This is a genomic window from bacterium, from assembly GCA_037147175.1.
GTDB lineage: Bacteria > Cyanobacteriota > Vampirovibrionia > Gastranaerophilales > UBA9971 > UBA9971.
This window is the reverse complement of the sequence record JBAWVS010000020.1, coordinates 1-22,604: the sequence shown is the minus strand read 5'-3', so window position 1 is coordinate 22,604 and position 22,604 is coordinate 1. Positions and strand designations below refer to the sequence as shown.

At 34.3% G+C, this 22,604-nt stretch carries 24 protein-coding genes; 15 read left to right on the top strand and 9 right to left on the bottom strand.

All coding sequences use genetic code 11. The annotated features are described in order from the left end of the window. Positions 1–68: 68 nt before the first annotated feature. Complete coding sequence (locus tag WCG23_06405) at positions 69–671, bottom strand: hypothetical protein (GenBank protein MEI8389501.1); 603 nt, start codon at positions 669–671, stop codon at positions 69–71. Positions 672–689: 18 nt separating this feature from the next. Beyond that, the gene (coaD, locus tag WCG23_06400; protein ID MEI8389500.1) at positions 690–1,172 is read right to left on the bottom strand and encodes a pantetheine-phosphate adenylyltransferase; all 483 of its coding nucleotides are present in this window, start codon (positions 1,170–1,172) and stop codon (positions 690–692) included. A gap of 130 nt (positions 1,173–1,302) precedes the next feature. On the opposite strand from coaD, the gene WCG23_06395 reads away from it, so the two are divergent. Beyond that, positions 1,303–2,139 carry a hypothetical protein gene (locus WCG23_06395; protein MEI8389499.1) on the top strand — a complete coding sequence of 279 codons (837 nt, stop codon included), beginning with the start codon at positions 1,303–1,305 and terminating at the stop codon, positions 2,137–2,139. A 175-nt stretch (positions 2,140–2,314) separates the two neighbouring features. Here the strand turns inward: WCG23_06395 and WCG23_06390 are convergent, their stop codons facing one another. The 3 genes from WCG23_06390 to WCG23_06380 form a co-directional block, all read right to left on the bottom strand. Beyond that, the gene (locus WCG23_06390) at positions 2,315–2,791 is read right to left on the bottom strand and encodes a hypothetical protein (GenBank protein ID MEI8389498.1); all 477 of its coding nucleotides are present in this window, start codon (positions 2,789–2,791) and stop codon (positions 2,315–2,317) included. Between the two features lie 344 nt (positions 2,792–3,135). Then, positions 3,136–3,474: an STAS domain-containing protein gene (locus WCG23_06385; GenBank protein MEI8389497.1), complete on the bottom strand. Its 339-nt coding sequence runs from the start codon at positions 3,472–3,474 to the stop codon at positions 3,136–3,138. 129 nt (positions 3,475–3,603) lie between these two features. Further along, positions 3,604–4,833, bottom strand: a complete 1,230-nt coding sequence (locus WCG23_06380; GenBank protein ID MEI8389496.1) for an NADP-dependent malic enzyme — start codon at positions 4,831–4,833, stop codon at positions 3,604–3,606. An 818-nt stretch (positions 4,834–5,651) separates the two neighbouring features. Between WCG23_06380 and WCG23_06375 the strand changes: the two genes are divergently transcribed. The 13 genes from WCG23_06375 to WCG23_06315 all read left to right on the top strand — a co-directional run bounded on the left by WCG23_06375 (position 5,652) and on the right by WCG23_06315 (position 17,763). Then, a complete protein-coding gene (locus WCG23_06375; GenBank protein ID MEI8389495.1) occupies positions 5,652–5,969 on the top strand; it encodes a CxxC-x17-CxxC domain-containing protein in 318 nt (105 codons plus the stop codon). A gap of 10 nt (positions 5,970–5,979) precedes the next feature. Next, positions 5,980–6,102: a hypothetical protein gene (locus tag WCG23_06370; GenBank protein ID MEI8389494.1), complete on the top strand. Its 123-nt coding sequence runs from the start codon at positions 5,980–5,982 to the stop codon at positions 6,100–6,102. A 145-nt stretch (positions 6,103–6,247) separates the two neighbouring features. Beyond that, on the top strand, positions 6,248–6,508 hold the full coding sequence (locus tag WCG23_06365; protein MEI8389493.1) for a SemiSWEET transporter: 261 nt from the start codon (positions 6,248–6,250) through the stop codon (positions 6,506–6,508). Positions 6,509–6,720: 212 nt separating this feature from the next. After that, on the top strand, positions 6,721–8,409 hold the full coding sequence (locus tag WCG23_06360) for a hypothetical protein (GenBank protein ID MEI8389492.1): 1,689 nt from the start codon (positions 6,721–6,723) through the stop codon (positions 8,407–8,409). 58 nt (positions 8,410–8,467) lie between these two features. Beyond that, positions 8,468–9,349 carry an acetyl-CoA carboxylase, carboxyltransferase subunit beta gene (accD, locus tag WCG23_06355; protein MEI8389491.1) on the top strand — a complete coding sequence of 294 codons (882 nt, stop codon included), beginning with the start codon at positions 8,468–8,470 and terminating at the stop codon, positions 9,347–9,349. Between the two features lie 66 nt (positions 9,350–9,415). Further along, the gene (locus tag WCG23_06350) at positions 9,416–10,378 is read left to right on the top strand and encodes an acetyl-CoA carboxylase carboxyltransferase subunit alpha (GenBank protein MEI8389490.1); all 963 of its coding nucleotides are present in this window, start codon (positions 9,416–9,418) and stop codon (positions 10,376–10,378) included. After that, a complete protein-coding gene (prmA, locus tag WCG23_06345) occupies positions 10,375–11,310 on the top strand; it encodes a 50S ribosomal protein L11 methyltransferase (GenBank protein ID MEI8389489.1) in 936 nt (311 codons plus the stop codon). The genes WCG23_06350 and prmA overlap by 4 nt, the downstream gene beginning before the upstream one ends. Before the next feature lie 64 nt (positions 11,311–11,374). After that, positions 11,375–11,971, top strand: a complete 597-nt coding sequence (locus WCG23_06340) for an HD domain-containing protein (protein ID MEI8389488.1) — start codon at positions 11,375–11,377, stop codon at positions 11,969–11,971. A gap of 91 nt (positions 11,972–12,062) precedes the next feature. Continuing rightward, complete coding sequence (locus WCG23_06335; GenBank protein MEI8389487.1) at positions 12,063–13,544, top strand: 4-hydroxyphenylacetate 3-hydroxylase family protein; 1,482 nt, start codon at positions 12,063–12,065, stop codon at positions 13,542–13,544. 12 nt (positions 13,545–13,556) lie between these two features. Further along, positions 13,557–14,876 carry an acetyl-CoA hydrolase/transferase C-terminal domain-containing protein gene (locus WCG23_06330; GenBank protein MEI8389486.1) on the top strand — a complete coding sequence of 440 codons (1,320 nt, stop codon included), beginning with the start codon at positions 13,557–13,559 and terminating at the stop codon, positions 14,874–14,876. 22 nt (positions 14,877–14,898) lie between these two features. Then, positions 14,899–16,083, top strand: coding sequence for an acetyl-CoA C-acetyltransferase (locus WCG23_06325; GenBank protein ID MEI8389485.1), 1,185 nt, complete (start codon positions 14,899–14,901; stop codon positions 16,081–16,083). A gap of 10 nt (positions 16,084–16,093) precedes the next feature. Next, positions 16,094–16,942 carry a 3-hydroxyacyl-CoA dehydrogenase NAD-binding domain-containing protein gene (locus WCG23_06320; GenBank protein ID MEI8389484.1) on the top strand — a complete coding sequence of 283 codons (849 nt, stop codon included), beginning with the start codon at positions 16,094–16,096 and terminating at the stop codon, positions 16,940–16,942. Between the two features lie 26 nt (positions 16,943–16,968). Beyond that, complete coding sequence (locus WCG23_06315; protein ID MEI8389483.1) at positions 16,969–17,763, top strand: enoyl-CoA hydratase-related protein; 795 nt, start codon at positions 16,969–16,971, stop codon at positions 17,761–17,763. Between the two features lie 16 nt (positions 17,764–17,779). Here WCG23_06315 and WCG23_06310 read toward each other — a convergent pair whose 3' ends face one another. From WCG23_06310 to WCG23_06300, 3 genes are read right to left on the bottom strand one after another with little or no spacing between them, the layout of a single operon-like run. Continuing rightward, positions 17,780–18,427 (bottom strand): nitroreductase family protein, encoded by a 648-nt coding sequence (locus WCG23_06310; protein MEI8389482.1) that lies wholly within the window; start codon positions 18,425–18,427, stop codon positions 17,780–17,782. Between the two features lie 28 nt (positions 18,428–18,455). Next, a complete protein-coding gene (locus WCG23_06305) occupies positions 18,456–18,998 on the bottom strand; it encodes a hypothetical protein (GenBank protein MEI8389481.1) in 543 nt (180 codons plus the stop codon). A gap of 24 nt (positions 18,999–19,022) precedes the next feature. Further along, entirely contained in the window at positions 19,023–20,312 is a 1,290-nt protein-coding gene (locus WCG23_06300) for a molybdopterin molybdotransferase MoeA (protein MEI8389480.1), read from the bottom strand. Positions 20,313–20,540: 228 nt separating this feature from the next. On the opposite strand from WCG23_06300, the gene WCG23_06295 reads away from it, so the two are divergent. Next, a complete protein-coding gene (locus WCG23_06295) occupies positions 20,541–21,221 on the top strand; it encodes an NUDIX domain-containing protein (protein ID MEI8389479.1) in 681 nt (226 codons plus the stop codon). A gap of 68 nt (positions 21,222–21,289) precedes the next feature. Here WCG23_06295 and WCG23_06290 read toward each other — a convergent pair whose 3' ends face one another. Continuing rightward, positions 21,290–22,456 carry a PAS domain-containing sensor histidine kinase gene (locus tag WCG23_06290; protein MEI8389478.1) on the bottom strand — a complete coding sequence of 389 codons (1,167 nt, stop codon included), beginning with the start codon at positions 22,454–22,456 and terminating at the stop codon, positions 21,290–21,292. Positions 22,457–22,604 lie beyond the last annotated feature (148 nt).

Here is a 22,604-nt window from a genome sequence, read left to right as displayed (position 1 = left end):
AGATAGTTTAAATAAATGAAATTATAGTTAAATCCCCGTTTTTGGTTTAAAACGGGGATTTAACGAATTTATCTTCTACTTTTATAAGAAATGAGATGCTCTTCTTCATCATCAATAACGTGTTGAGGGCTTGTGTAGTCTATAGATTCTATTTTTGTTCTTGAAAGATGGTTTTGCGCATTTTTTACAACTGAATACATTTCGCTTAGATCTTTATCAAGCTTTAATAAAATAGACTCTGCATATCTGTCGGAACCATCTCTGATAGCCGCAGACTCAGCTAAAGCTTTAGCTCTTATTGCTTCAGATTCTTCCACTGATCTCTTTCTGAGTGCTTCAGCCTCGGAAATCACTTCTCCTCTTACTCTATCAGCTTCTGAATGAACAGCTTTCAAAAGTTCTGATTCACTAAGAATGCGTTCAGCTTTTTCTTTAGCTTCGATGAGGATATTTTCAGCTCTTCTTTGAGCTTCTGTTTGGATGTCTTCGCTTCTTTTGATTATGCTGTGAGCTTCTTGTATTTCGCTGGGGATACAGGCTCTGATTTTATCAAGTACATCAATAATTTTTTCATGATTTACAATCACAAATGGTGTAAAAGGAATTGGTATGCCTTTAAGAACCATCATTTCCAGTTTGTCTAATAATTTGTAAATACTTCCTATAGCCATAATTAGATCCTACCTTTTTTATTTGTTGTTTATCATCTTAAAATATTTGTTAACGGGTTCCGGTACGAATTGTGAAATATCTCCGCCTAATAAAGCAACTTCTTTTACTATGCTGGATGATACAAAGTTGTTTTCCACCTTTGGCACAAGAAAAATACTGTCAAGCTGCGGACCGAGATTTTGGTTTATTTGAGCCATCTGCATTTCGTACTCAAAGTCAGATACAGCTCTTAATCCTCTTATAAGTACATTTGCACCTTTACTTTTAGCATACTCTACTGTTAAACCTACAAAATTATCCACTTCAACATTTTTCAGGTGTGAAACGGAATTTTTTATAAGTTCTACTCTTGTTTCAACAGATAAGAAGGAATTTTTGTTTGGATTTCCCAGCACTGCAATTATTACTTTATTAAATATTTTGGAAGCTCTTTCAAGAACATCAAGATGCCCGTTTGTTATAGGATCAAAGCTTCCAGGATAAATTGCGACTGTCAAAATTTCCCACTTTCAGTATGTCTATAGTTATAATAATACAATAATATATTATAATATAATACAATCATTAAAAAATTAAAACTATATCTGAATTGTTTGCTAAAATTAATATAAAATAAATGATCGGTGATAAATGAAAAAGATTTTAATTTTTCTGACAGTGGCAGCATTTTTATTATCAGGGTGTTTGTTAAAAAACAATTCGAATGATGTTATCAAAATAACTTCTGAAAGTTCGGCAGCAAACAAATTTATAAAAATTAACAAAACTTTATCTTTATCAACAGGTATTGATTTGTTGGAGTCCGGTAATGTAGACGGAGCTATAAAGTTTTTTAATGAATACGAAGATTTTTTCTTGAAAAATCCAAAATTTTATCTCTATTTAGGGCAGGCTTATTTTAAAAAAGGCTTATATCTTAAAGCTTCAGGCGTTTTTGAAAAAGCTTTAACTCTTGATAACAGCAGGAATGATTTATTTTTAAACATTGCAGAATCTTATGAAAAGGCAAATATAAAAAATAAAGCCGCAGAAAATTATGTAAATTATGTTTTTAACAGTAATGATACTTCTAAAAATAATGAGATAAGAAACAAATTAAACAAATGGGCTGAGCCTTGTCTGGGAAACGATATTATCGGAAGATTTTCGCTCACTGACAGAGCCGATATTGTAAAAAATTCTGCTATTGGGATTATGCAAGCCTTTAATAGCGAGACTCCAATGATTTTTGCTTCTGTTGAGCTGATTAATACCCAAAAAACAGATAATATTGATGTTAAATGGAGTTTTATTGATAATAAAGGAGAAATTCTTCCTGTCAATTCAGCGAAATTTAATGAATCAGGGTCTAAAACAATTCTTCTCTCAATAAAAAGCCCCACCAAAGGCTGGCCTGAAGGTAATTATGAAATGCAAATTTTAGTAAACGGAATTAAAAATTCTTTGTTAAACTTTTACGTTTTTTAAAAACTGCAAAAAAAAAGTAAAGGGGGGACCTTTACTTTTAGAGATGAAAGAGGTATGTGAGGTATTGAGGAGATTAAAAATTTTACCTTATTACCCACCGATAACTACCGGCTATCACAGCCTCTTTCCTGAGGAGTAGTTTATTTGCTTAAATTTTATTTGAGATTTTTATGACCTAACGAATGTTGCCTAACATTCCATTTGGAGAAATAATATGAAGACCTGCTGTCTGACTGCCAAATTGTTGATTTATATGATTACCGCGTTTATGTTCATGATGATTTCCTGTTAAAGATAAAAAGTTTCTATTTCTATTTGAATCAACTCCGTGCATCAAATTTGAAAGAAGCATCGCATTATTTTGATTTAGTGAGGCAAATGGATTATTATTTTTACCTTCGGTTTTTAGCAGATCGATATTAGCACCAAACGGAGCCGGTATAGAGTCGGCAAAAGCAGCCTTTTGAAAGGACTTAATTCCGTTGACTCCGTTGTTATTTCCTTCAAAATTATCTACCAAAAAATTTGATTTGAATGATGGGATACCCCAAATCGAATCGATATTTGCTTGTTCTTTTTGTTCGTTTCCTTTTCCGTAATAAGATCCGCCGCTTGAGTTAAATGTTGAAAAAATTCTTGTAATCGTTGTCATAATCTGCCTCTCCTCTTTCTTTCCCCAATTTACCTTAAATCGTTTTTGCTAAAGTTCCCCCGAAATTAGCCTTTAGTCTTAGTTTTTTGATGTAAAAAATAAGAACTAAACTATAATTTAAGATAGTTAATGTTTAGTATTTGATGGTTTTTAATAAACTTTGTAACTCTTTCCGTTAATCCCTGATTAAAAAACTTTATACCTTTTTGATACCCTTTTTTATTCACCTCTCATATATATATAAAAACACCGAGCCTTCTAAAATTGCTATTTTTATAAAAACAATTTTAGATTTTTTTATTATTCAGGTGCAAAAGCAGCATCTGTAAGGATTTATTTTTTTATTAAGCAATGCTTTCAAGAGCAAAATTATTTCTGCTGTAGATTATTTCAATATTATCAAAGCTAAGTGTTTTAATAGAATCTTTAACTTCTTTATTTCCTACTATTATATATATTTTTTTATTATTCAAATCCAAAAAATGATATGTACCAATAATTGCGCTTACTTTGATACAATCAAGAAAATTAATTTCTGTAAGATCCAGAATAATATTTTTATCAGAACTCTCAGACATCAGCATCTTAATCTGGGTAATAAGACAATTAATATCTCTATTTCCTGATTTTACGGGCTTAACCAGAGATATGTTTTTTCTTAAATTAGTCAAACACAAATTCATAAATTTCTATACCGATCCTTAAAAAATTCTCAGAATACAGGCTATAGTTGTATAATCGGTATTCTGTTAAGAAACTTTAATATTTCTTAATTTTTTTTAACAATCTCATTTGTTTGATGTAGACAAATCTTAAATTTTAATCCCTGCGATATTTGCTTTTATGGCTGTTTCGGCAACTGCTTTTGCAACAGCAGGAGGAACTTTTAAATCCAGCGCATGCGGAATTATATATTCGGAGTTAAGCTCATGCTCCTGAATTAAATTTGCTATTGCGTGAGCTGCACTTATTTTCATTTCATCAGTAATTTTTTCCGCTCTGACATCCAGAACTCCTCTAAATATTCCCGGAAATGCCAGAGAATTATTCACCTGATTCTTGTAATCTGAACGCCCTGTTGCAACAATAAAAGCTCCCGCTTTAAGTGCTTCTTCTGGCATAATTTCGGGAATAGGGTTTGCAAGAGCGAAAACAACGGCTTTTTTTGCCATAGATTTTATCATTTCCTGATTAACAATATTTCCTGACGAAAGCCCGATAAAAAAGTCTGCATTTTTTATAACGTCTTTAAATAGCCCTTTTTCTTTGCAAGGATTAGTAATTTCAGCCATTTCCTGTTTGAAGAAGTTCATGCCTTCGGTTCTTCCATTATAGATAGCGCCTGTTCTGTCGCAAAGAATGAGATTTTTCACGCCATAGTTGAGCAAAAGCTTTGCAACTGCTGTTGCTCCTGCACCTGCTCCATTTACAACAACTTTAATTTCTTCAGCCTTTTTACCTACGAGCTTAAGAGAATTTATAAATCCTGCAAGCACAACAACCGCAGTCCCATGCTGGTCGTCATGAAATACCGGTATATTTAACTTCTCAATAAGAGCGTTTTCTATCTCGAAACATCTCGGGGCAGAAATATCTTCAAGGTTTATCCCACCCAAAATCGGACTTAATTTACTTATAATTTTGATTAATTCATCTGTATTTTGAGTTTTTAAACAAATTGGCATGGCGTCAACATCGCCAAGAGTTTTGAAAAGTACTGACTTTCCCTCCATAACCGGTAATGCAGCTTCTGCTCCTATATTCCCCAATCCAAGCACGGCAGAACCATCGCTTATAACAGCTACTAAATTTCCTTTTGGTGTTAATTGGTACGCTGCATCCGGATTTTTGCTTATTTCTTCAGAAATTCGTTTTGTTTCATCAGAAATATTTTCATTATTAAAGTTATTTTCAATTTTAATAACCCCTTTTGCTCTTTTATGAAGCTCAACAGATTTTTCCTCAAGCGAAAGTTTTTCTGTTTCAGCAGGGAGTTCGAAGTTTTCTGTAGTTTTTTCACCAATTAATGATCTTAAAAGCATGGCTGTTTTTTTATCATCTTCTAAATCATCGACAACAGGCAGATTGAATTTTTCGTTTTTTAGTAATTCCTTAATTTGAGCCGAATAATTTGCTGAAAGTCCTGTCAAAACAAATCCTGCAAAAGTTGGTGCAAGATTTATTATAATTTCAGCGATTTCACTAATTTCAGAACTTTCTAAAAGAAGGGGATGGGCATCAATGCCGGAAAATTTATTATAAAGAGCTGCTTTCATCACAATAGAGGGAATTTCAGAAAAAGAATCTATCTTTTCTTTCTGGAATTTGCTATCGGCAACTCCAATAACAGCTACAGAATTTGCTCTGTTAGTGAGTTCAAAAGATTTTTCAATGTTTTCTGCAATTTCCATGCTGACTCTGCCTACACCCGGAGTATACACAAGGCTTAGTGAATACGAGTCTTTTACAGCAATTTTAGGTACTATAGACCAGTATACCTGATAATTTTTTCTTAAGTTCAAGTTATTCATATAATTTGGTTTACCATTACTCTTTTCTCCACAGTATAACTAGTTTATCAAGATTTAATATCTTAAAAAAAATTAAATTATTGTCAGTTTAAGAACTAATAATATATTGAATAAATAAAATATATTTAAAATTGTAACGATTTTGTTACAATAATATATCTGACAAAAATAGCGATTTTTCCAGAAGGGTAAAAGTTTTTCCACAATAAATATATAAAAAATTATATTAAAAAATTATTAATGAAATAATTTTGATTTTACTTTATTTTGTAGATGGTTAATAATAGAACTGGTAAAAAATATTTTAACTTTAAGGAAAGAGAATCAAAATGTTCAAGCAAAACTTCGAAGACCAAGAATTACAATGTGTAGAATGTGGTCAAGGCTTTATCTTCAGTGGTGAAGATCAGGAATTTTATCAACAAAAAAGATATTCCACCCCAAAAAGATGTCCTGTATGTAGAGCAAACAGAAAAATGCAAGACACCAGAGGCGGCGGCGGAAGAAGCGGTGGCGGCGGCGGAAGAGGTCCAAGACCTCAATTCAAAGCTGTTTGTGCGGCGTGCGGTATAGAAACAACTGTTCCTTTTGAACCAAAAAGTGACAGACCTGTTTACTGTTCTGATTGTTACAGAAATAATTATTAAGGATAATATTTTGGCTAAAAATAATCAGAAAAAAGAAAAAGCTGAACGCAACAGAGCAAATGCAGAAAAATTCAAAAAAAGACCAAAAAATACCAGATTTGGAAATAGAAGACCTTCAACAAGTGAAAGCTAATAACCGAATTTTATATATTTAGGTATATTACTGAAGTTTTCAATAGTAAAAGACCTTGCAAAATATTTTGCAAGGTCTTTTAACATGTACGTTAATAAAGGTATAATATTATTAATAATTTCAAAACAAAAAAAGAATGTAAATTATGAACACTACGATTATTAACATTTTAGGTTTTATTGCTGCAATACTTACAACAAGCGGTTTTGTTCCGCAATTATTGCAGATTATAAAGACAAAATCTGTCAAAGATATCTCTTTTGAAATGTTTGCAATGTTTTTAGCAGGAGTTACCTGCTGGTTTATTTACGGTCTGTTGATAAAATCACCGCCGGTAATTGCTGCAAACCTTGCAAGTATGATTATGAATATAACTATACTTGTTTATAAGATTAAATACGACTAATATCTCTTGTTTTCTAAGTAAATGAGGCGATTAAACATATCTGTTTTATTAATCATATATGTATAATACTTAATAATTGAATAAAATTATTGAAAATTATGTGGAAATTTAATCATGACTATATTTTAATAGACATGATTAAATTTTTACATGATTTAAATTAAACTTAAATAATTTTATAACGTAATCTTTAATAAAGGATGCACCATACTTTGATTAAAAAGTTTTTAATAATATTATTGCTATTTTTTCTCGGATTTTCTTTTACAGGAAGTTCTTTTGCAAAAGAAAAACCAAAAAAAGCGGCTGCTGAAACAACGGCACAACCTTTAAAAGGAAATGCTGCCGTTAATATTAGCAGTGATTTTATGAATTATTATCAGGAAAAAGACGAGATTGTTGCAACCGGAAATGTAAAAATTCATATTGATGGGGAAGAAACAGTTCTTGAAGCTGATAAAGTCACTTATGACAGAGATAACGACTTAATTATCGCCGAAAAAAACGTTAAAATAATAAACAGAAAAAATGTAATTAATGGGGATTTTGCAAGGATTGACCTTACACAGGACTCTGTCCTTATTAATCACCCCAAGACCATCATAAGCCAGATACAAATTGATTCAAAAACAGCAAACATCTACCCCAAAAAAGGTGACGAAAGCAAAAAAGATACTGATGTTTACACAGGAAAAGCTACTTTTAGCGATAAAAGCCTGAGTTATGTTCTTTCCACTTCGGGAACAAAATACATAACCGACCCTTCTATTGTTTCAAAACCCATAAATAAAAATTCCGAATCAGGATTTAAAAATAAATACATTATTCATTCCAAAAAAGTTCTTGTTAAAAGAGACAAAGATGTAGATATAATAACCCTGTTGAATTCTACTGTAACCATTAATAAATACAAAATAGCTCAAATTCCATGCTTGACTCTGACATCAAACAAAGAAACAAATCAGGTTGAGACAAATTTCCCTGAATTAGGCAGAAAGCCAAACTTGGGCGGATATGGAGGTTGGGGGCCTTTATTTAATTTGCCAAACGGAAAAACTCTTAAGCTTGTTCCGATCATAGCACTTGATAGGGGTGCAGGAGCAGGGGTTTTGACAAGATTTACCTCCGATACAAACAGGACAGAACTGGCATACGCTTCATTAAAAAAGAAATTTGTTATAGAAGGTGAGCAGCAGCTTCCTTTTAGTCCTACAACAAAAATTCAGTACGGAAAAAATACTTATATAGAAAATGGCTTTTTTGGAAGACAATTACCTGATTTTATTATTGAAGCGGTTGATAACAGAAAACTGGTTTCTGCTAATAATTTTGATTTTGACTTAAGATCAAGCGCAGCATATATACAGGCTGATCATCGTTGGAGTACAGGCAGATATCAGGTACAGGGTAATCTATACAACAATGTTCCCCTATACAAGCTTGGAGAACATGCATCCATAGGAGCAAATTCCCAGTTTGATATAGCTGTCTACGGAACAGGCGATACTTATGGAGTACTAAGGGCAGGTCCTACAGTCACTGTGGAAAATGGTCCGCTATACGCATGGGTAACTTATTATCAGGGCGGCATTTACGGGAAGACACCATTATTAGCCGACAGATATTATTATGGAAAAAGCAATGTCACTTTAAAAACAAGATATAAACTTAACAAATATGCAACTATAGGCTATGAAACAAGTTTAAATCTGTCAAAAGATAACTGGGATAGCAAGCTTCTTGCAGAAAATCAATTATTTTGCTGGTTTGGCCCCGATGATATAAAAGTAAGAATAGGTTATGATACAAAAAGAAGTACATCAACTTTTGATCTTAACATGTTATTAGGATCAGACCGATCTAAACTTGAATTTGATAAATTGCACGTTACGGAAAATTAATTAATAAAAATTTATTAATCGACAAATTTAAAAATAATGAGAGAGGAATTATATAATTATGAGCTTACGAGACTGGTTTGAAAATAGAAGAAATAAACAGCTAAATGCAGACCTTGTTGAATCAAAGATATCGGGAGATGATTTATTAAAACTATGGGAAAAATGTTATAACTGCAATACAAGCCTTCCTCAAAAGGAATTGGAACAAAATATGCTGGTATGCCCCAAATGTGATTATCATTTCAGGATTGGAGCAAGAGACCGCATAGAGCAGTTATTGGATGAAGATACATTCAAAGAAATAAACAGTAACATGCTTCCTTCTGATCCTCTGGATTTTGTAGATACAATGCGTTATAAAACCAGACAGGTGGATGCAAAAAAGAAATCAAATCTTAATGAAGCTGTTGTTACCGGCATTGGGGAAATTTCCGATTGGGAAGTAGCACTTGCCGTTATGGATTTTGCCTATATGGGCGGAAGTATGGGAAGTGTTGTCGGAGAGAAAATTACACGGCTTATAGAAGAAGGCATAAAAAGAAATATTCCTATTATTGCCTTAACGTCTTCAGGTGGTGCGAGGATGCAGGAAAGCTGTCTTAGTCTTATGCAAATGGCTAAAACCAGCTGCGCTGTTGCAAGAGCCAATGAGCAAAAGGTTCTTTATATCACTGTACTGACAGAACCTACTTTTGGCGGTGTTACTGCCAGCTTTGGTACTCTTGGCGATATAATAATTGCAGAACAGGGCGCAAGAATAGGTTTTGCCGGAAGAAGAGTTATTGAACAGACCATAAGACAAAAACTTCCGCCTGATTTCCAGACAGCCGAATATCTGCTTAAATACGGACATGTGGATATGGTTTCTCACAGAAAAGAGCTAAAAGAAACATTGGAAAAATTATTAAAAATACACGCTCCTGTACGTGTCAAAGTCTAAACTTTATATCATCCTGCCCACTCGCAAATGATATCTCGTCTATAAAATTTGAGGAAAAAATAAAAAATGAATAAACAATTTACCCCTTTAGAATTTGAAAAATCAATATATCAAATAGAAGATAAAATAGAAGAACTTGAAACATTAAGTTCAGAAACAGGCATAAATCTTGATGACCAGATAAAAATACTTACAGCTCAGGCTCTTGAATTCAAAAAACAGCTTTATTCGAGTCTTACGCCTTCTCAAAAGCTTCAAATTGCAAGACATCCAAAAAGACCTACGTTTCTTGACTATGTTTCTTTAATAACAACAGACTGGGTTGAACTTCACGGAGACAGAGCAGGAACAGATGACAGAGCTATTATAGGAGGAGTTGCCCAGATAGAAGGCAAATCTGTTATGCTTATTGGTACACAAAAAGGCAGAACAACCAAAGAAAACATTGAATACAACTTTGGAATGCCTCAGCCGGAAGGATACCGCAAAGCATTAAGACTTTTTTATCACGCAGACAGATTTAATTTGCCTATCATAACCCTTATTGATACACCTGGGGCTTATCCCGGGATAAAAGCCGAACAAACAGGTCAGGGCACGGCTATTGCTGTTAACTTAAGAGAAATGGCTAAATTAGAAACTCCTATTATTTCGGTGATTTTAGGCGAAGGCTGCTCAGGCGGTGCGCTTGGTTTAGCAGTTTCAAACAGGGTTTATATGTTTGAACATTCTCTTTATACAGTAATTTCCCCTGAAGGTTGCGCTTCTATTCTCTGGAGAAGTGCTGATATGGCAAGCACGGCAGCAGAAAACCTTAAAATAACTGCAAATGATTTATTAAAAATGGAAATAATTGATGGAATTATTCAGGAGCCTCTTGGCGGAGCGCACTATGATTGGGATTTTACCGCCACAGAATTGAAAAATACTGTCCTTAAAAGTATTAACGAATTGAGTGCACTGTCAGGAAAAGAAACTAAAGCCGACAGGCATGAAAAATTCCGCAGAATGGGCGTATTTGTTGAATGAGTAAATCAATAGAACTGACTGTCAAAGTAAATCCTGCGTGGGTAGAATATGTTTCTGACGTTTTAATTGAAAAATTAGGATGTAGCGGTGTTGTAACAGACGAAAAATATTATGATGACGAAATTTTGACCAGAGAAAATACAGGCATAATCAAAGGTTATAAGACTTTTATTGAAAATATGCCTGTAAATCAGGATTTTATTCAAGATACATTACTTCAAGAAAGAACCAAACTTGTTTCTCTAGGAATTGAAGCACAAAATTTAGGCGAATGGACGGTTTCTCTGGCGGAAATTTCTGATGATGAATGGGCTCACAGCTGGAAACAATACTGGCATCCTCTAAAAATTTCCAAGAAAGTGGTAATTTGTCCAAGTTGGGAAGAATACAAAGCCAATAATGACGAAATAATTATAAACTTAGACCCCGGAAGTGCATTTGGAACAGGAACTCACCCGACAACAAGACTTTGCGTTCAGGCATTAGAGCAAACTATTAAAACGTCAAACCCATCAACAGACAGCCTGATAAAAATAGCTGATGTAGGCACAGGCTCGGGGATTCTTGCCATTGCAGGAATCAAACTCGGTGCTGATTTTGCTGTAGGGGTTGATAATGATGCTTCTGTAATTTATGTGGCAGAAGAAAACGCTAAAAAAAATGATTTAGCTGACAAATGCACATTTTATACAGGTGTAGCGACTGATATATCAGGCGAATACGAAATAGTCGTGGCAAATATACTTGCTCATGTCCTTATTGAAGCCATGCCGGAACTTGTTGCGCTTATGAAACAAAGCGGAAAATTAATTTTGAGCGGAATAATATTGGGAAAATCAAAAGATGTACAGGATTCCTGCATTCAAAACGGATTAAAAATTGTTGAAGTTTTGCAGGAAGATACCTGGGTTGCAATCATCGCAGAAAAATAAATATATTTTAAGAAAACAGCTTTTTAGGCTATCATATACCAAAGAGAAAATGAAGAGCTTAAAAATGCTTGATACAACAAAACAAAAAAGCATCTTATATATTTTAAGAAAATACGAACTCAATCCTGATCACTCCAATCAGGTTAAAAAACTTGCATTAACCCTTTTTGATAAAACACAAGGCGTTCTGCACGATTTCTTTGAAAGAGAAAGAGATTTGCTGGAGGCAGGTGCGGTTCTTCATGATATTGGCTATTATATTTCTGCAAAAGGTCACCATAAAAATTCAGCTAAAATAATAAAAGAAGAGAAACCGCAGGGTTTTTCTGATGAAGAAATAGAAATAATCGCAAATATAGCCCGTTATCACCGCGGAAAAAAACCAAAAGAAAGCCATGAAAATTATGCCGCTTTATCTGAACCCGCAAAAGCACTCACCCGAAAATTAAGTGCATTTGTCAGATTTGCAGATGCTCTTGATAACTCCCATCTTTCGCTGGTTACTGATTTAGATTGTATTTATGATCTTTTTTCTCAAAATCTTTTTGTTATGTTAAAACTTAATATGCCTGATTTTTCTCTTGAAATTGACAAAGCTGAAAGCAAAAAAGACCTTTTTGAAGAAGAATTTAAAGTTAAAATCAAGTTCAGGTTTGAATAAAAAATTTGACTCGAAATATATTTAATCGATTTTTAAAAAATTTTATTTTAAAATAAACTAATTCACTATTAATAAAGGGTATAGAGAGAAAATGACTTTAACTGCAGAAAATAAACTTATGACAGGCGAAGAATATATTAAAAGCCTTAGAAAAAGAAGACCTTTAAATGTATATTTTAACGGTGAAAAAATTAAAAATCCTGTTGACCACCCGATAATCAGACCTTCTATAAATTCTGTCGCTTTAACTTATGACCTTGCGCACGATCCTCAATATAAAGAAATTATGACTGCAAAATCCTGCATTACAGGAAGAACTATAAACCGTTTTTGCCATCTTCACCAGAGTACGGAAGATCTGATGAATAAAATAAGAATGCAAAGAATTCTCGGGCAAAAAACAGGAACATGCTTCCAGAGATGCGTCGGGATGGACTCTTTCAACGCTGTATTTGCCACAACGCATTTGATAGACCAAAAATACGGCACTGAATATCATAAAAGATTCATTAATTACATGAAAAAAGTCGAAGACAACGATTGGGTTGTTGACGGCTGTATGACAGACGTAAAAGGCGACAGAAGCAAACGCCCTTCCGAACAAAAAGACCCCGACATGTATGTAAGGATTGTCGAAAGAAGACCTGACGGAATCGTAATAAGAGGAGCAAAAGCCCATCAGACAGGTGCAATAAATTCTCATGACATGCTTATAATGCCTACAGTGGCAATGAGAGAAGATGATAAAGATTATGCTGTCTGCTGTTCTCTTCCTGCTGATGCGGAAGGTGTCATTTATGTTTACGGAAGACAATCATGTGATCTTAGAAAGCTTGATGAAAGCGAAGAAGGTCAAATTGATTCAGGAAATGCTTGTTATGGCGGACAAGAATGTCTGGTGATTTTAGATGATGTATTTGTCCCAAACGAAAATATTTATATGGACGGCGAGTATGATTTCAGCGGAGTGCTTGTCGAATATTTTGCAGGCTATCACAGACAAAGTTATGGCGGCTGCAAAGTCGGTGTCGGTGATGTATTAATTGGTGCTGCCTCTGTAATCGCTGAATATAACGGAGTTGAAAAAGTTTCTCATATAAAAGATAAAATTGTCGAAATGAATCATCTGAATGAAACTCTTTTTTCCTGCGGAATGGCATGTTCTGCCTGCGGTAAAAAAACTGAAGCAGGAAACTATTTAATAGACTTACTGCTTGCAAATGTATGCAAACAGAACGTAACAAGATTTCCTTATGAAATTGCGAGGCTTCTGCAAGATATAGCAGGCGGACTTATGGTGACTCTTCCTTCGGCTAAAGACTTAACAAATCCTGAAACTTCAAAATGGGTTGAAAAATACCTCGCAGGAGCCGAAGGTATTAATGTAAAAAACAAAATGAAACTTTTAAGACTCATAGAAAACCTCACTCTTGGAAGGGCGGCTGTCGGATACCTCACCGAATCAATGCATGGGGCAGGCTCTCCACAGGCGCAAAGAATTATGATAAGCCGTTTAGCAAATATGGAAGCCAAAAGAACTTTTGCTAAAAAGCTTGCCTGTATTGATGAGTAAGAAAGGTTTATAATGAGCTGGAAAAATTTATACGAAAGTAAAAAAGTAACTCTTGATGAGGCTATAAATACAATAAACTCCGGAGACAGGGTAGTAGTGGGTCATGCGGCAGGAGAACCGTTTCATTTTACCGAAAATCTTTCAAGTCAGAAAGACCGGTTAAAAGACGTTGAAATTGTCCACATGGTTGCACTAGGCAAATCAGAATATTGCAAAGACGGTATGGATTCTCACTTTAGGCACAATTCTCTTTTTGCTGGGCCGGGCTCGAGAAAAGCGATTTCTGAAAACAGGGCAGATTATACTCCTGTTTTTTTCTCCGAAATACCCCGACTGTTTCAGGAAAAAATTCTTCCTGTGGATGTTGCGCTCGTACAGCTTTCTCCTCCTGATGAAAACGGATATTTAAGCTACGGCGTTTCTGTTGATTACACAAAAGCTGCTGTTGAAAATGCAAAGACAGTAATAGCGGAAGTAAATAAACAAATGCCGTTTACTTACGGTTCAACGGTGCATATTTCCGAACTTGATTATATTGTAGAAACTGACAGGGAACTATTTGAATTACAGCCTCCTTCCATTACGGAAGTAGAAAAGAAAATCGGAAAAAATGTTGCTTCTTTAGTTCCTGATGGAGCTAATTTACAACTTGGAATAGGAGCAATTCCCGATGCGGTAATTAATTTTTTGACGGATAAAAAAGACCTGGGCATTCATACAGAAATGTTTTCTGATGGAGTACTTGAGTTATATAAAAAAGGAATAATTACTAACAAACTTAATAATCTTAATCCTGGCAAGTTTACAGCCTCTTTCCTTATGGGGACAAAAAGACTTTATGATTTTGTTCATAAAAATGATCTTATAAATATGCAGCCTGTTGATTACACAAATCATATTCTTGTTGCAGGCAGGGTAGATAAACTTATGTCAATAAACTCGGCCATTCAAGTTGATCTTTTCGGGCAAGTATGCGCAGATACCATAGGTTACAAGCAGTATTCCGCTGTTGGAGGACAAGTCGACTTTGTGAGAGCGGCAAGTATTTCTCCGGGGGGAAAATCAATAATCGCTATGCCTTCGACTACAAAAAACGATACAATTTCAAAAATCGTATTAAAACTTGATGAAGGTGCTTGTGTTACTACTTCACGAAATGATGTTCACTACGTAGTAACAGAATACGGAGTGGCAAACCTAAGAGGAAGAAACGTAGAAGAAAGAGCTAAATTGTTGATAAACATAGCTCATCCCGATTTTAGGGAGCAGCTCGCAAAAGAAGCCTGTAATGCAGGTTTAATTAGGAGTTCAGTTTTATGCTCCTGTACATAATGACTATAAATAAAGGTGAAACATGCAAAAAGTTTATATAATCTCTGCAAAAAGAACGGCAATAGGTTCGTTTTTAGGCTCTTTAGCAAATACTTCCGCTGTTGAATTAGGAACTGTCGTTACAAAAGCAGTTCTGGAAGATTCCGGGATTTCTCCCGAAAAAATTGATGAAGTAATTTTCGGAAATGTTCTTTCTGCCGGACTGGGTCAAAATGTTTCCAGACAAATAGCTTTAAAGTGCGCAATTCCTGAGAGCGTACCTTCCTTTACAATAAATAAAGTCTGCGGTTCGGGAATGAAAGCACTTCAACTTGCTTATCAGAGCATAGTTCTCTGCGAAGCTGATGCAATTATCGCAGGCGGAACTGAAAACATGACCCAATCACCGTTTATTTTAAAAGGTGCAAGAGAGGGTTTAAAGCTTGGCAATTCTAATTTAATTGATTCAATGATTAATGACGGTCTATGGTGTGCTGCTAATGATTATCATATGGGAATAACCGCCGAAAACATTGCTGAAAAATATAATATTTCAAGAGAAGAACAGGATAATTTTGCGGCAATAAGCCAAAAGAAAGCTGCTTTTGCTTCGGAAAAAGAATACGAAACAGAAATTGTACCTGTACAGATTAAAAAAGGCAAATCAACCGAAAATTTTAAAACTGACGAATACATAAAACCTGAAACCACAGCTGAGAAACTCTCAGGATTAAGAGCGGCATTTAAAACTGACGGAAGGGGAACAGTTACGGCAGGAAATTCTTCCGGAATAAATGACGGAGCAGCAGTTTTACTTCTTGCAGGCGAAAAATTTGTAAAAGAAAATAACCTAAAACCGCTTGCTGAAATTACCGGCTTTGCTTCTACAGGCGTTGATCCTTCAGTTATGGGCATTGGACCTGTCGAAGCAATAAAAAAGCTCCTGCTTAAAACAAATCAGAATATAAAAGATATTGAACTTTTCGAACTTAACGAAGCTTTTGCAGTTCAATCTTTAGCTGTTTTAAAAGATTTAAACATAAATCCTGATATTGTGAATGTAAACGGAGGAGCGGTCGCTCTAGGTCATCCCATAGGCGCGTCCGGAGCAAGAATAGTTGTAACCCTTCTACATGCTCTTAAAAAACGGGATTTACACACAGGCATAGCTTCTCTGTGCATAGGAGGAGGAATGGGTATTGCAATGAGTATAAAAACGGAGAACTAATAAAATGAAAATTAAAAATATTTCAGTAATAGGTGCTGGTATAATGGGTTCCGGCATAGCCACAGTAGCCCTTTTATCAGGATATAAAGTAAAGCTTACGGATATTTCCCTAGATTTTTTGAATAAAGCAAAATCTAAAATCGAAAAAAATCTTCTGAAAAGCGTAGAAAAAGAAGTTATAACTGATGAAACACGCATAGAAATTCTCCAGAACTTAGAACTGTCAACTGAATTTAGTGAAATTAAAGATTCCCAGCTTATTATTGAGGCTATTAGTGAAAATATCGAAATCAAGAAAAAACTTTTCTCTCAGCTCTGTGAATTTGCTTCAGAAGACGCAATAGTTGCCTCAAACACTTCGGCACTTAGGATTACAGACCTTGCAAATCTGTATAAAAAGCCTGAAAATGTCATAGGAATGCACTTTTTTAACCCCCCTGTCGTAATGAAGCTTGTAGAATTAATTAAAACAGAGCAAACATGCGAAAAAATATATAATATTTCAAAAGAATTTGTTATTTCCTTGAACAAAGAACCCGTTGAAGTTAAAGAATCCCCCGGTTTTATAGTAAACAGGGTTTTAATTCCTATGATAAACGAAGCCGCTCTGATTTTTGAAGAAGGTGTATCTTCCGCAGAAGACATTGACAAAGCAATGATGTTAGGGGCAAATCATCCTGTCGGACCACTTGCATTAGCTGATATGATAGGGATAGACGTTTGTCAGGCAATAATGGAAACCTTAAAGAATGATTTCAACTCGGAAAAATATCAACCTGCCCCTATTTTTAAAAAAATGACAGAACAGGGAAAACTTGGTAAAAAATCAGGCTCAGGCTTTTACGATTATACAAAATAAAATTTACTAAAAATATGGAGATTCAAATGACAGAAATATCACAGGAAACAAGAAAATTTTCTCTTGAAAAACAAGATAATATAGCGGTACTAACCATAAAAACCTCTGAAAAAATCAACCAATTCAGCATAGAAGCTTTAAACGAACTTTCTGCAATTCTTGATGAAATAAACAAAGATAAATCTATAAATGTTTTAATTTTTACAGGAAACGGGAAAGCTTTTGTTGCAGGTGCAGATATAAAACAAATGATAAATATGGGACAGTTTGAAGCAGAAGAGTTTTCCAAACTTGGTCAGTCGGTGTTTAATAAAGTTGATAGCCTGAAATGCATTACCATAGCTGCGATAAATGGAGTTGCAGTTGGTGGAGGATGCGAATTATCCTTAGCATGTGATTACAGAATTGCAGTTGAAGAAGCAAAATTAGGACAGCCGGAAATATCTATCGGTGCAATCCCCGGTTGGGGAGGTTGTTACAGATTGCCGCGCCTTGTCGGTTATAATAATGCAAGAGATATGATTTTGACGGGAAAACTTATTGATACGCAAGAAGCTCTAAAAATAGGTTTGATTGACAAAATCACAACTCAGGAAAATCTTTTAAATTCTGCTACTGAACTTGCAAAAGAATTGCTTCAAAAATCACCTTTGATTTTGGAATACGCAAAAGAAGCATTAAAAGCAGGAATTTCTCTTGATAAAGACTCTGCTGACAGAAAAGAACAAATTTTGTTCGGACTTTCTTTTGCAAGCGAAGACAGAAAAGAAGGTATGCAAGCTTTTATAGAGAAAAGAAAACCTGAATTCAAAGGAATTTAAAGGACACCACGCTTTTTTATCTTCCATAAATCTCATACGAAACAACTTCATCAAAGGATTTGCGAATTCTAACGGGTATTTCTTGAGTTTCAGCAGGATATCCCAGAAGCAGCAAAGTCATAATAGTTAAATCCTCCGGCAAATCAAGAGTTTTCTTTGTCAGTTCGTAAACTTCCGGTACTGAACCTGTCAAATCATTTCCTATTGCACCGATTATACAGCTTCCTACACCATGAGCCTTTGCTTCCAGAGTCATATAAGCTATAGCGTATGTCAATTCTTCAAGGGTTCTTGTCATAACTGCATCTTCACTAATCAAAGTCGGGTTAAAAATAGGATTATTCAGCAGGATTTCTATTCTTTCTTCAAGAAATCCTCGTTTTTGCATTGTTTCCCTGAAATTTTCTTTTTCCCACGCACTTTTATCTCCACAACAAACTACAACAACAGGCGCAAATTCAACATGTTTCTGCCCGTGAGCCAGTTGAGACAAAAGCAATTTATTTCTTGCATCTTTTACTGCTATAAAATGCCATGGCTGTGTATTTATCCAGGAAGGAGCAAGCCTTCCCGCTTCCAGAATTTCTTTCAGCACTTCATCGGAAATTTGTTTATCCGCAAAATTTCTTATCGAAAATCTTTCCTGTATTTCATTTAAGACCATTTTTTTCTCCTTAAAACAACACTCAAGACTAAGGCTGAATTGCATCTGTTTTTATAGGCAATATCTCGACCCCATAAGTAAAACCAATATTCTGCAATAGCTTATAAGCCTTAAAACCCAGTTCAGAAGTAGGTTGAGAGTTTACTACAGCAGAAAGATTGTCTACAGCTTCTCTTTTTTGTCCGTTATGAATAAAAATTTGAGCCTGCAAAAATAAAAGCTTATCACGCATAGTCGCAAATTTTATTGCGAGATCTCTTTCAATATTTGCCTGTACATCCGAGTTTTCTACTTTTTTCAGTGTTTTAAAAAGAGCTGTATGATACTCTGCTGCATCAGAAACCCATTGACTGACAGAATCAACCGTTTGCTTAGCCGCTGCATAATTATTTGATTTTATTAAGGCTTCGGCTTTTTTTATGGAATTTTCCGAATAAGTTGTACCAAGTGTGTTTTTTGCATCAGTTATAACGTTTGCAATAACTTTCTGATTAAGTTGTCCTGATTCCTGAGCGCAGGCAAAATTAATTATTAGTAAAGACAATAAACATATTAAAATTGTTTTTTTCATCGCATATCCAACCTTTTTGAGATATTAAAACAACATTACTTCTACAACGTCACCTTCGTACAAAGCAGTGCAGTCAGAAGGGATTTTTATAATTCCGTGCGATTTTACAAGCGTTGAAAGAAAAGATGACCTTCCTGTAAATGGATATGCGGAAATTTTACCGTTTCCAAGTTCTTTGAGCCTTACTCTTACATAATCTTCTTTATCTTCAGGAGATTTAATATTTTTTGTAAGAGTTGCTTGCATTGATGGAGTGTCTTTGGTTATTTGCCAAAAAGATCTCGGATCTCCCGAAATTTTCCTGAGAACAGGCTTCGCAAACACATGAAAGCTTGTAAGATTAGAGACAGGATGACCAGGCAACCCTATCACAGGCTTGCCATTAACTATCGCAAGCAAAACATGACCTCCGGGTTTCATTGCTACGCTGTGTGAAAGAATTTTTGCACCTTCGATACTTTGTATAGCTTTCAAAGTATAATCTTTTACACCTGTAGAGCAACCACCGGAAACAATTACCATATTAGAAACTTCCAGCGCTTTTAAAACAGCTTTCTTAACTTGTTTTAAATCATCTTTAACAATATTTGCTATTTTTCCAATGCCGCCTAATTGCTCTATAAATCCGGTTAAGACATAACTGTTTGAGGATATAATTTGTGTAGGATCAGGCTCAATATCAATAGAAACAAGTTCATTACCTGTCGGAATAATTGCTACTACAGGTTTTTTAAAAACTTTTATCTGCCTGTACCCCAGTCCGAGGATTCCGCCAATATCCTGAGGGCGTATTTTTCTTTGTTTAAGTATAAAAACATCGCCTGCTTTGGAATCTTCAGCTTTTTTTGCGACCTCAAAACCTGTTATTACACTTGCAAACACCTTTAATTTTTTCCCTGCGTGATTATTCCCTTTTGACGAGGGTTTATCTGTTTCTGTCAAAGTGTCTTCAGGCTTAATCACAGAGTCTGCATTTTCAGGCATTATTGCCCCTTTTGAAATTCTTACAGCTTCATTTTTTGAAACAACAAATGTGTTTGGACTTTCAACATTTGCCTCCCCGATAATCCTTAGAGTTACAGGATTATTAACCTCTGCTTCGGATATATCTTTTGAGTTAACGGCATATCCATCAATTAAAGCTTTGTCTGCACAAGGAATATCATATTTTACAAGAATATCTTCATATAATATTCTTGATAAAGAATTTTCAACATTTATAATTTCCGGTTCAATATTAAATTGTGAATATTCTTTTAAATAATTTTCTAAAGCCAACTCTACGGGTTGATCTAAAAACATTGATTCCAACATATAAGAACGCTCCAAATAATTTTTGTATACGTAAAAATTATTTTACATAATTTATTAAAAGTCTTGAATAACTTAATTTTAACAATTTTTACAATTACTTCTTATAATTATGATTATATTATATAAAAAAGGTTTATGGTAATTTAAATCAAACAGAGTATTAACTTTTAATTCAAATGAAAAGTATAATATAACTTACCTCTAAGTGTATCAAAAAAGAGCGGGTTTATGTTTGAATCAAAAACACATGAAGTTACGGTCGACATAGTCATCTTTACCATCAGAAAGAAAAAACTTGAAGTTCTTCTGATTCAAAGGGGCTTAGAACCGTATAAAGACAAATGGGCAATCCCGGGAGGTTTTGTCAGGTTGTCCGAAAACCTTGATGATGCGGCTAAACGTGTTCTTTATGAAAAAACTCACGTCAAAGACGTTTATCTTGAACAATTATACACTTTCGGTGATCCTTACCGTTATCCAAACGCAAGGGTTATAACAGTAAGTTATTTTGCACTCATAAGATCGGATGATTTAAAGCTTGAAGCAGAAGCAGGACTTAATATTCAACAAATCAACTGGCATTCTGTATATAGTTTGCCTGAACTTGCATTTGACCACAAAGATATTATTGATTATGCAATAAAAAGACTTAGAGAAAGACTGGAATACACACCTATAGCCTTCCAGCTGCTGTCCAAGAAATTTACTTTAACACAGCTTCAAAAAACTTATGAAGTTATCTTAAATACAGATCTTGATAAAAGAAATTTCAGAAAAAAAATGATTTCTCTTGAAATTCTAAATGAATACGAAGAATTTACTAAAGCTTCGTCCAAGCGCCCTGCAAGGCTTTATGGATTTAATGATGAAACAATTAAATCCCAGACAGGTTTTATCGTAAACAGTTAAATTCCAGAAACCAAACCGCACTACTTTAACAAGCCTTTAAATAATTTTAAATTAAAATTATTTGATTTTTATTCTTCTGTTTTGTTAATTAAAGGGGTTATGATTTTTTCTACCGGAATTATAAAGTAAAATGTTGAACCATGGCTCAACTTACTTGTTAAAAAAACATTTCCGCCCAGAATATCAGTCAATTTTTTTGTTATAGCCAGACCTAAACCCGTTCCGCCATACTTTCTTGTCATTATTTTACCTGATGGACTATATTCATCAAAAATTCCCTGCTGGTCTTCTTCTGAAATGCCTATGCCCGTGTCTGATATTGAAAACATAATATATGATTTTTCGGTAAAATAAGGAACTCTATGAATTCCCAAATTTTTGACTGTTTCCATGTCAGGGTGTTTCATTGATATTTGCACCTGACCGACATCAGTAAACTTGACTGCATTTGTGTAAAGATTTAACAGAATTTGCCTTAGCAGGCTTTCATCGGAATAAATATTTTTTCTTTCCAGTTCGCTAAAATCAATGTCAAAGTTGATATTTTTTTCCTTAATTAAATGTTCAATATCATTTTTAATAGATACAAGGAGTTCTGTAACATCAAAAACTTTATACTCCGTTTGAATTTGCTCAGCTTCTATTTTGGAGAGAATAATCATATTTTCTACCAAAGTAAGCAGGTTAATAGCGTTTTTGTTAATAATTGAAATATATTTTTCCTGCTTTTCGTCTATTTGTCCGCAAACTCCGTCAATCATCCCCTGCGAAAAACCAATAATAGAATGGATAGGCTTTTTTAGTTCATTTGAGTGCGCTGCGATAAAACCGTTTTTGTTTTGCGCTATTTTGGAAACTTTTTCATATTCTAAAAGAAGTTTTTCTATTACTTTCTGATTTTTAGTTATATCTTTTACGGAAATTATATTTTTTCCATTTTTATTGAACGGACTACAGGAAATTTCAACTATTATATCTTCACCGTTCCTGTTTTTTGCGGTTATAATCTGGCTCGTATTTTGATCAAGCGCATCATGAATTTTTTCAACACAATTATCAAACAGGATAGCTATATTTCTACCCGCAATTTCACTTTCAAGATAACCAAAAATCTTTTCAGCATTGCTATTCCAGCCTATAATATCATTGATTGCATTTATGATGATGATTGCATCAGGATAAACTTCTAAATCAACCGGATCTAAAAATTTTTTTATAATTTTTTTTATAACCATAAATACCTTCTAATGAAATTGCTAATTAACTCGAATTGCTTATTAAATTTACGCTTCGTTACGAAGAGAGGTTTTAAACTCAACCTGGCAATCCATTTTATTTTTTATAGATTGCTTCGCTATGCTCGCAATGACGATTTTGGCGATT

What these genes read in the sequence shown, in the direction of transcription:
- WCG23_06335 (MEI8389487.1), top strand. Translation starts at nt 12,063, where the DNA reads ATGACTTTAACTGCAGAAAATAAACTTATGACAGGCGAAGAATATATT.
- WCG23_06340 (MEI8389488.1), top strand. Translation starts at nt 11,375, where the DNA reads ATGCTTGATACAACAAAACAAAAAAGCATCTTATATATTTTAAGAAAA.
- WCG23_06375 (MEI8389495.1), top strand. Translation starts at nt 5,652, where the DNA reads ATGTTCAAGCAAAACTTCGAAGACCAAGAATTACAATGTGTAGAATGT.
- WCG23_06395 (MEI8389499.1), top strand. Translation starts at nt 1,303, where the DNA reads ATGAAAAAGATTTTAATTTTTCTGACAGTGGCAGCATTTTTATTATCA.
- WCG23_06390 (MEI8389498.1), bottom strand. Translation starts at nt 2,791, where the DNA reads ATGACAACGATTACAAGAATTTTTTCAACATTTAACTCAAGCGGCGGA.
- prmA (MEI8389489.1), top strand. Translation starts at nt 10,375, where the DNA reads ATGAGTAAATCAATAGAACTGACTGTCAAAGTAAATCCTGCGTGGGTA.
- WCG23_06385 (MEI8389497.1), bottom strand. Translation starts at nt 3,474, where the DNA reads ATGAATTTGTGTTTGACTAATTTAAGAAAAAACATATCTCTGGTTAAG.
- WCG23_06310 (MEI8389482.1), bottom strand. Translation starts at nt 18,427, where the DNA reads ATGGTCTTAAATGAAATACAGGAAAGATTTTCGATAAGAAATTTTGCG.
- WCG23_06380 (MEI8389496.1), bottom strand. Translation starts at nt 4,833, where the DNA reads ATGCTTTTAAGATCATTAATTGGTGAAAAAACTACAGAAAACTTCGAA.
- WCG23_06350 (MEI8389490.1), top strand. Translation starts at nt 9,416, where the DNA reads ATGAATAAACAATTTACCCCTTTAGAATTTGAAAAATCAATATATCAA.
- WCG23_06305 (MEI8389481.1), bottom strand. Translation starts at nt 18,998, where the DNA reads ATGAAAAAAACAATTTTAATATGTTTATTGTCTTTACTAATAATTAAT.
- WCG23_06405 (MEI8389501.1), bottom strand. Translation starts at nt 671, where the DNA reads ATGGCTATAGGAAGTATTTACAAATTATTAGACAAACTGGAAATGATG.
- WCG23_06315 (MEI8389483.1), top strand. Translation starts at nt 16,969, where the DNA reads ATGACAGAAATATCACAGGAAACAAGAAAATTTTCTCTTGAAAAACAA.
- WCG23_06325 (MEI8389485.1), top strand. Translation starts at nt 14,899, where the DNA reads ATGCAAAAAGTTTATATAATCTCTGCAAAAAGAACGGCAATAGGTTCG.
- WCG23_06330 (MEI8389486.1), top strand. Translation starts at nt 13,557, where the DNA reads ATGAGCTGGAAAAATTTATACGAAAGTAAAAAAGTAACTCTTGATGAG.
- WCG23_06295 (MEI8389479.1), top strand. Translation starts at nt 20,541, where the DNA reads ATGTTTGAATCAAAAACACATGAAGTTACGGTCGACATAGTCATCTTT.
- accD (MEI8389491.1), top strand. Translation starts at nt 8,468, where the DNA reads ATGAGCTTACGAGACTGGTTTGAAAATAGAAGAAATAAACAGCTAAAT.
- WCG23_06300 (MEI8389480.1), bottom strand. Translation starts at nt 20,312, where the DNA reads ATGTTGGAATCAATGTTTTTAGATCAACCCGTAGAGTTGGCTTTAGAA.
- WCG23_06290 (MEI8389478.1), bottom strand. Translation starts at nt 22,456, where the DNA reads ATGGTTATAAAAAAAATTATAAAAAAATTTTTAGATCCGGTTGATTTA.
- WCG23_06365 (MEI8389493.1), top strand. Translation starts at nt 6,248, where the DNA reads ATGAACACTACGATTATTAACATTTTAGGTTTTATTGCTGCAATACTT.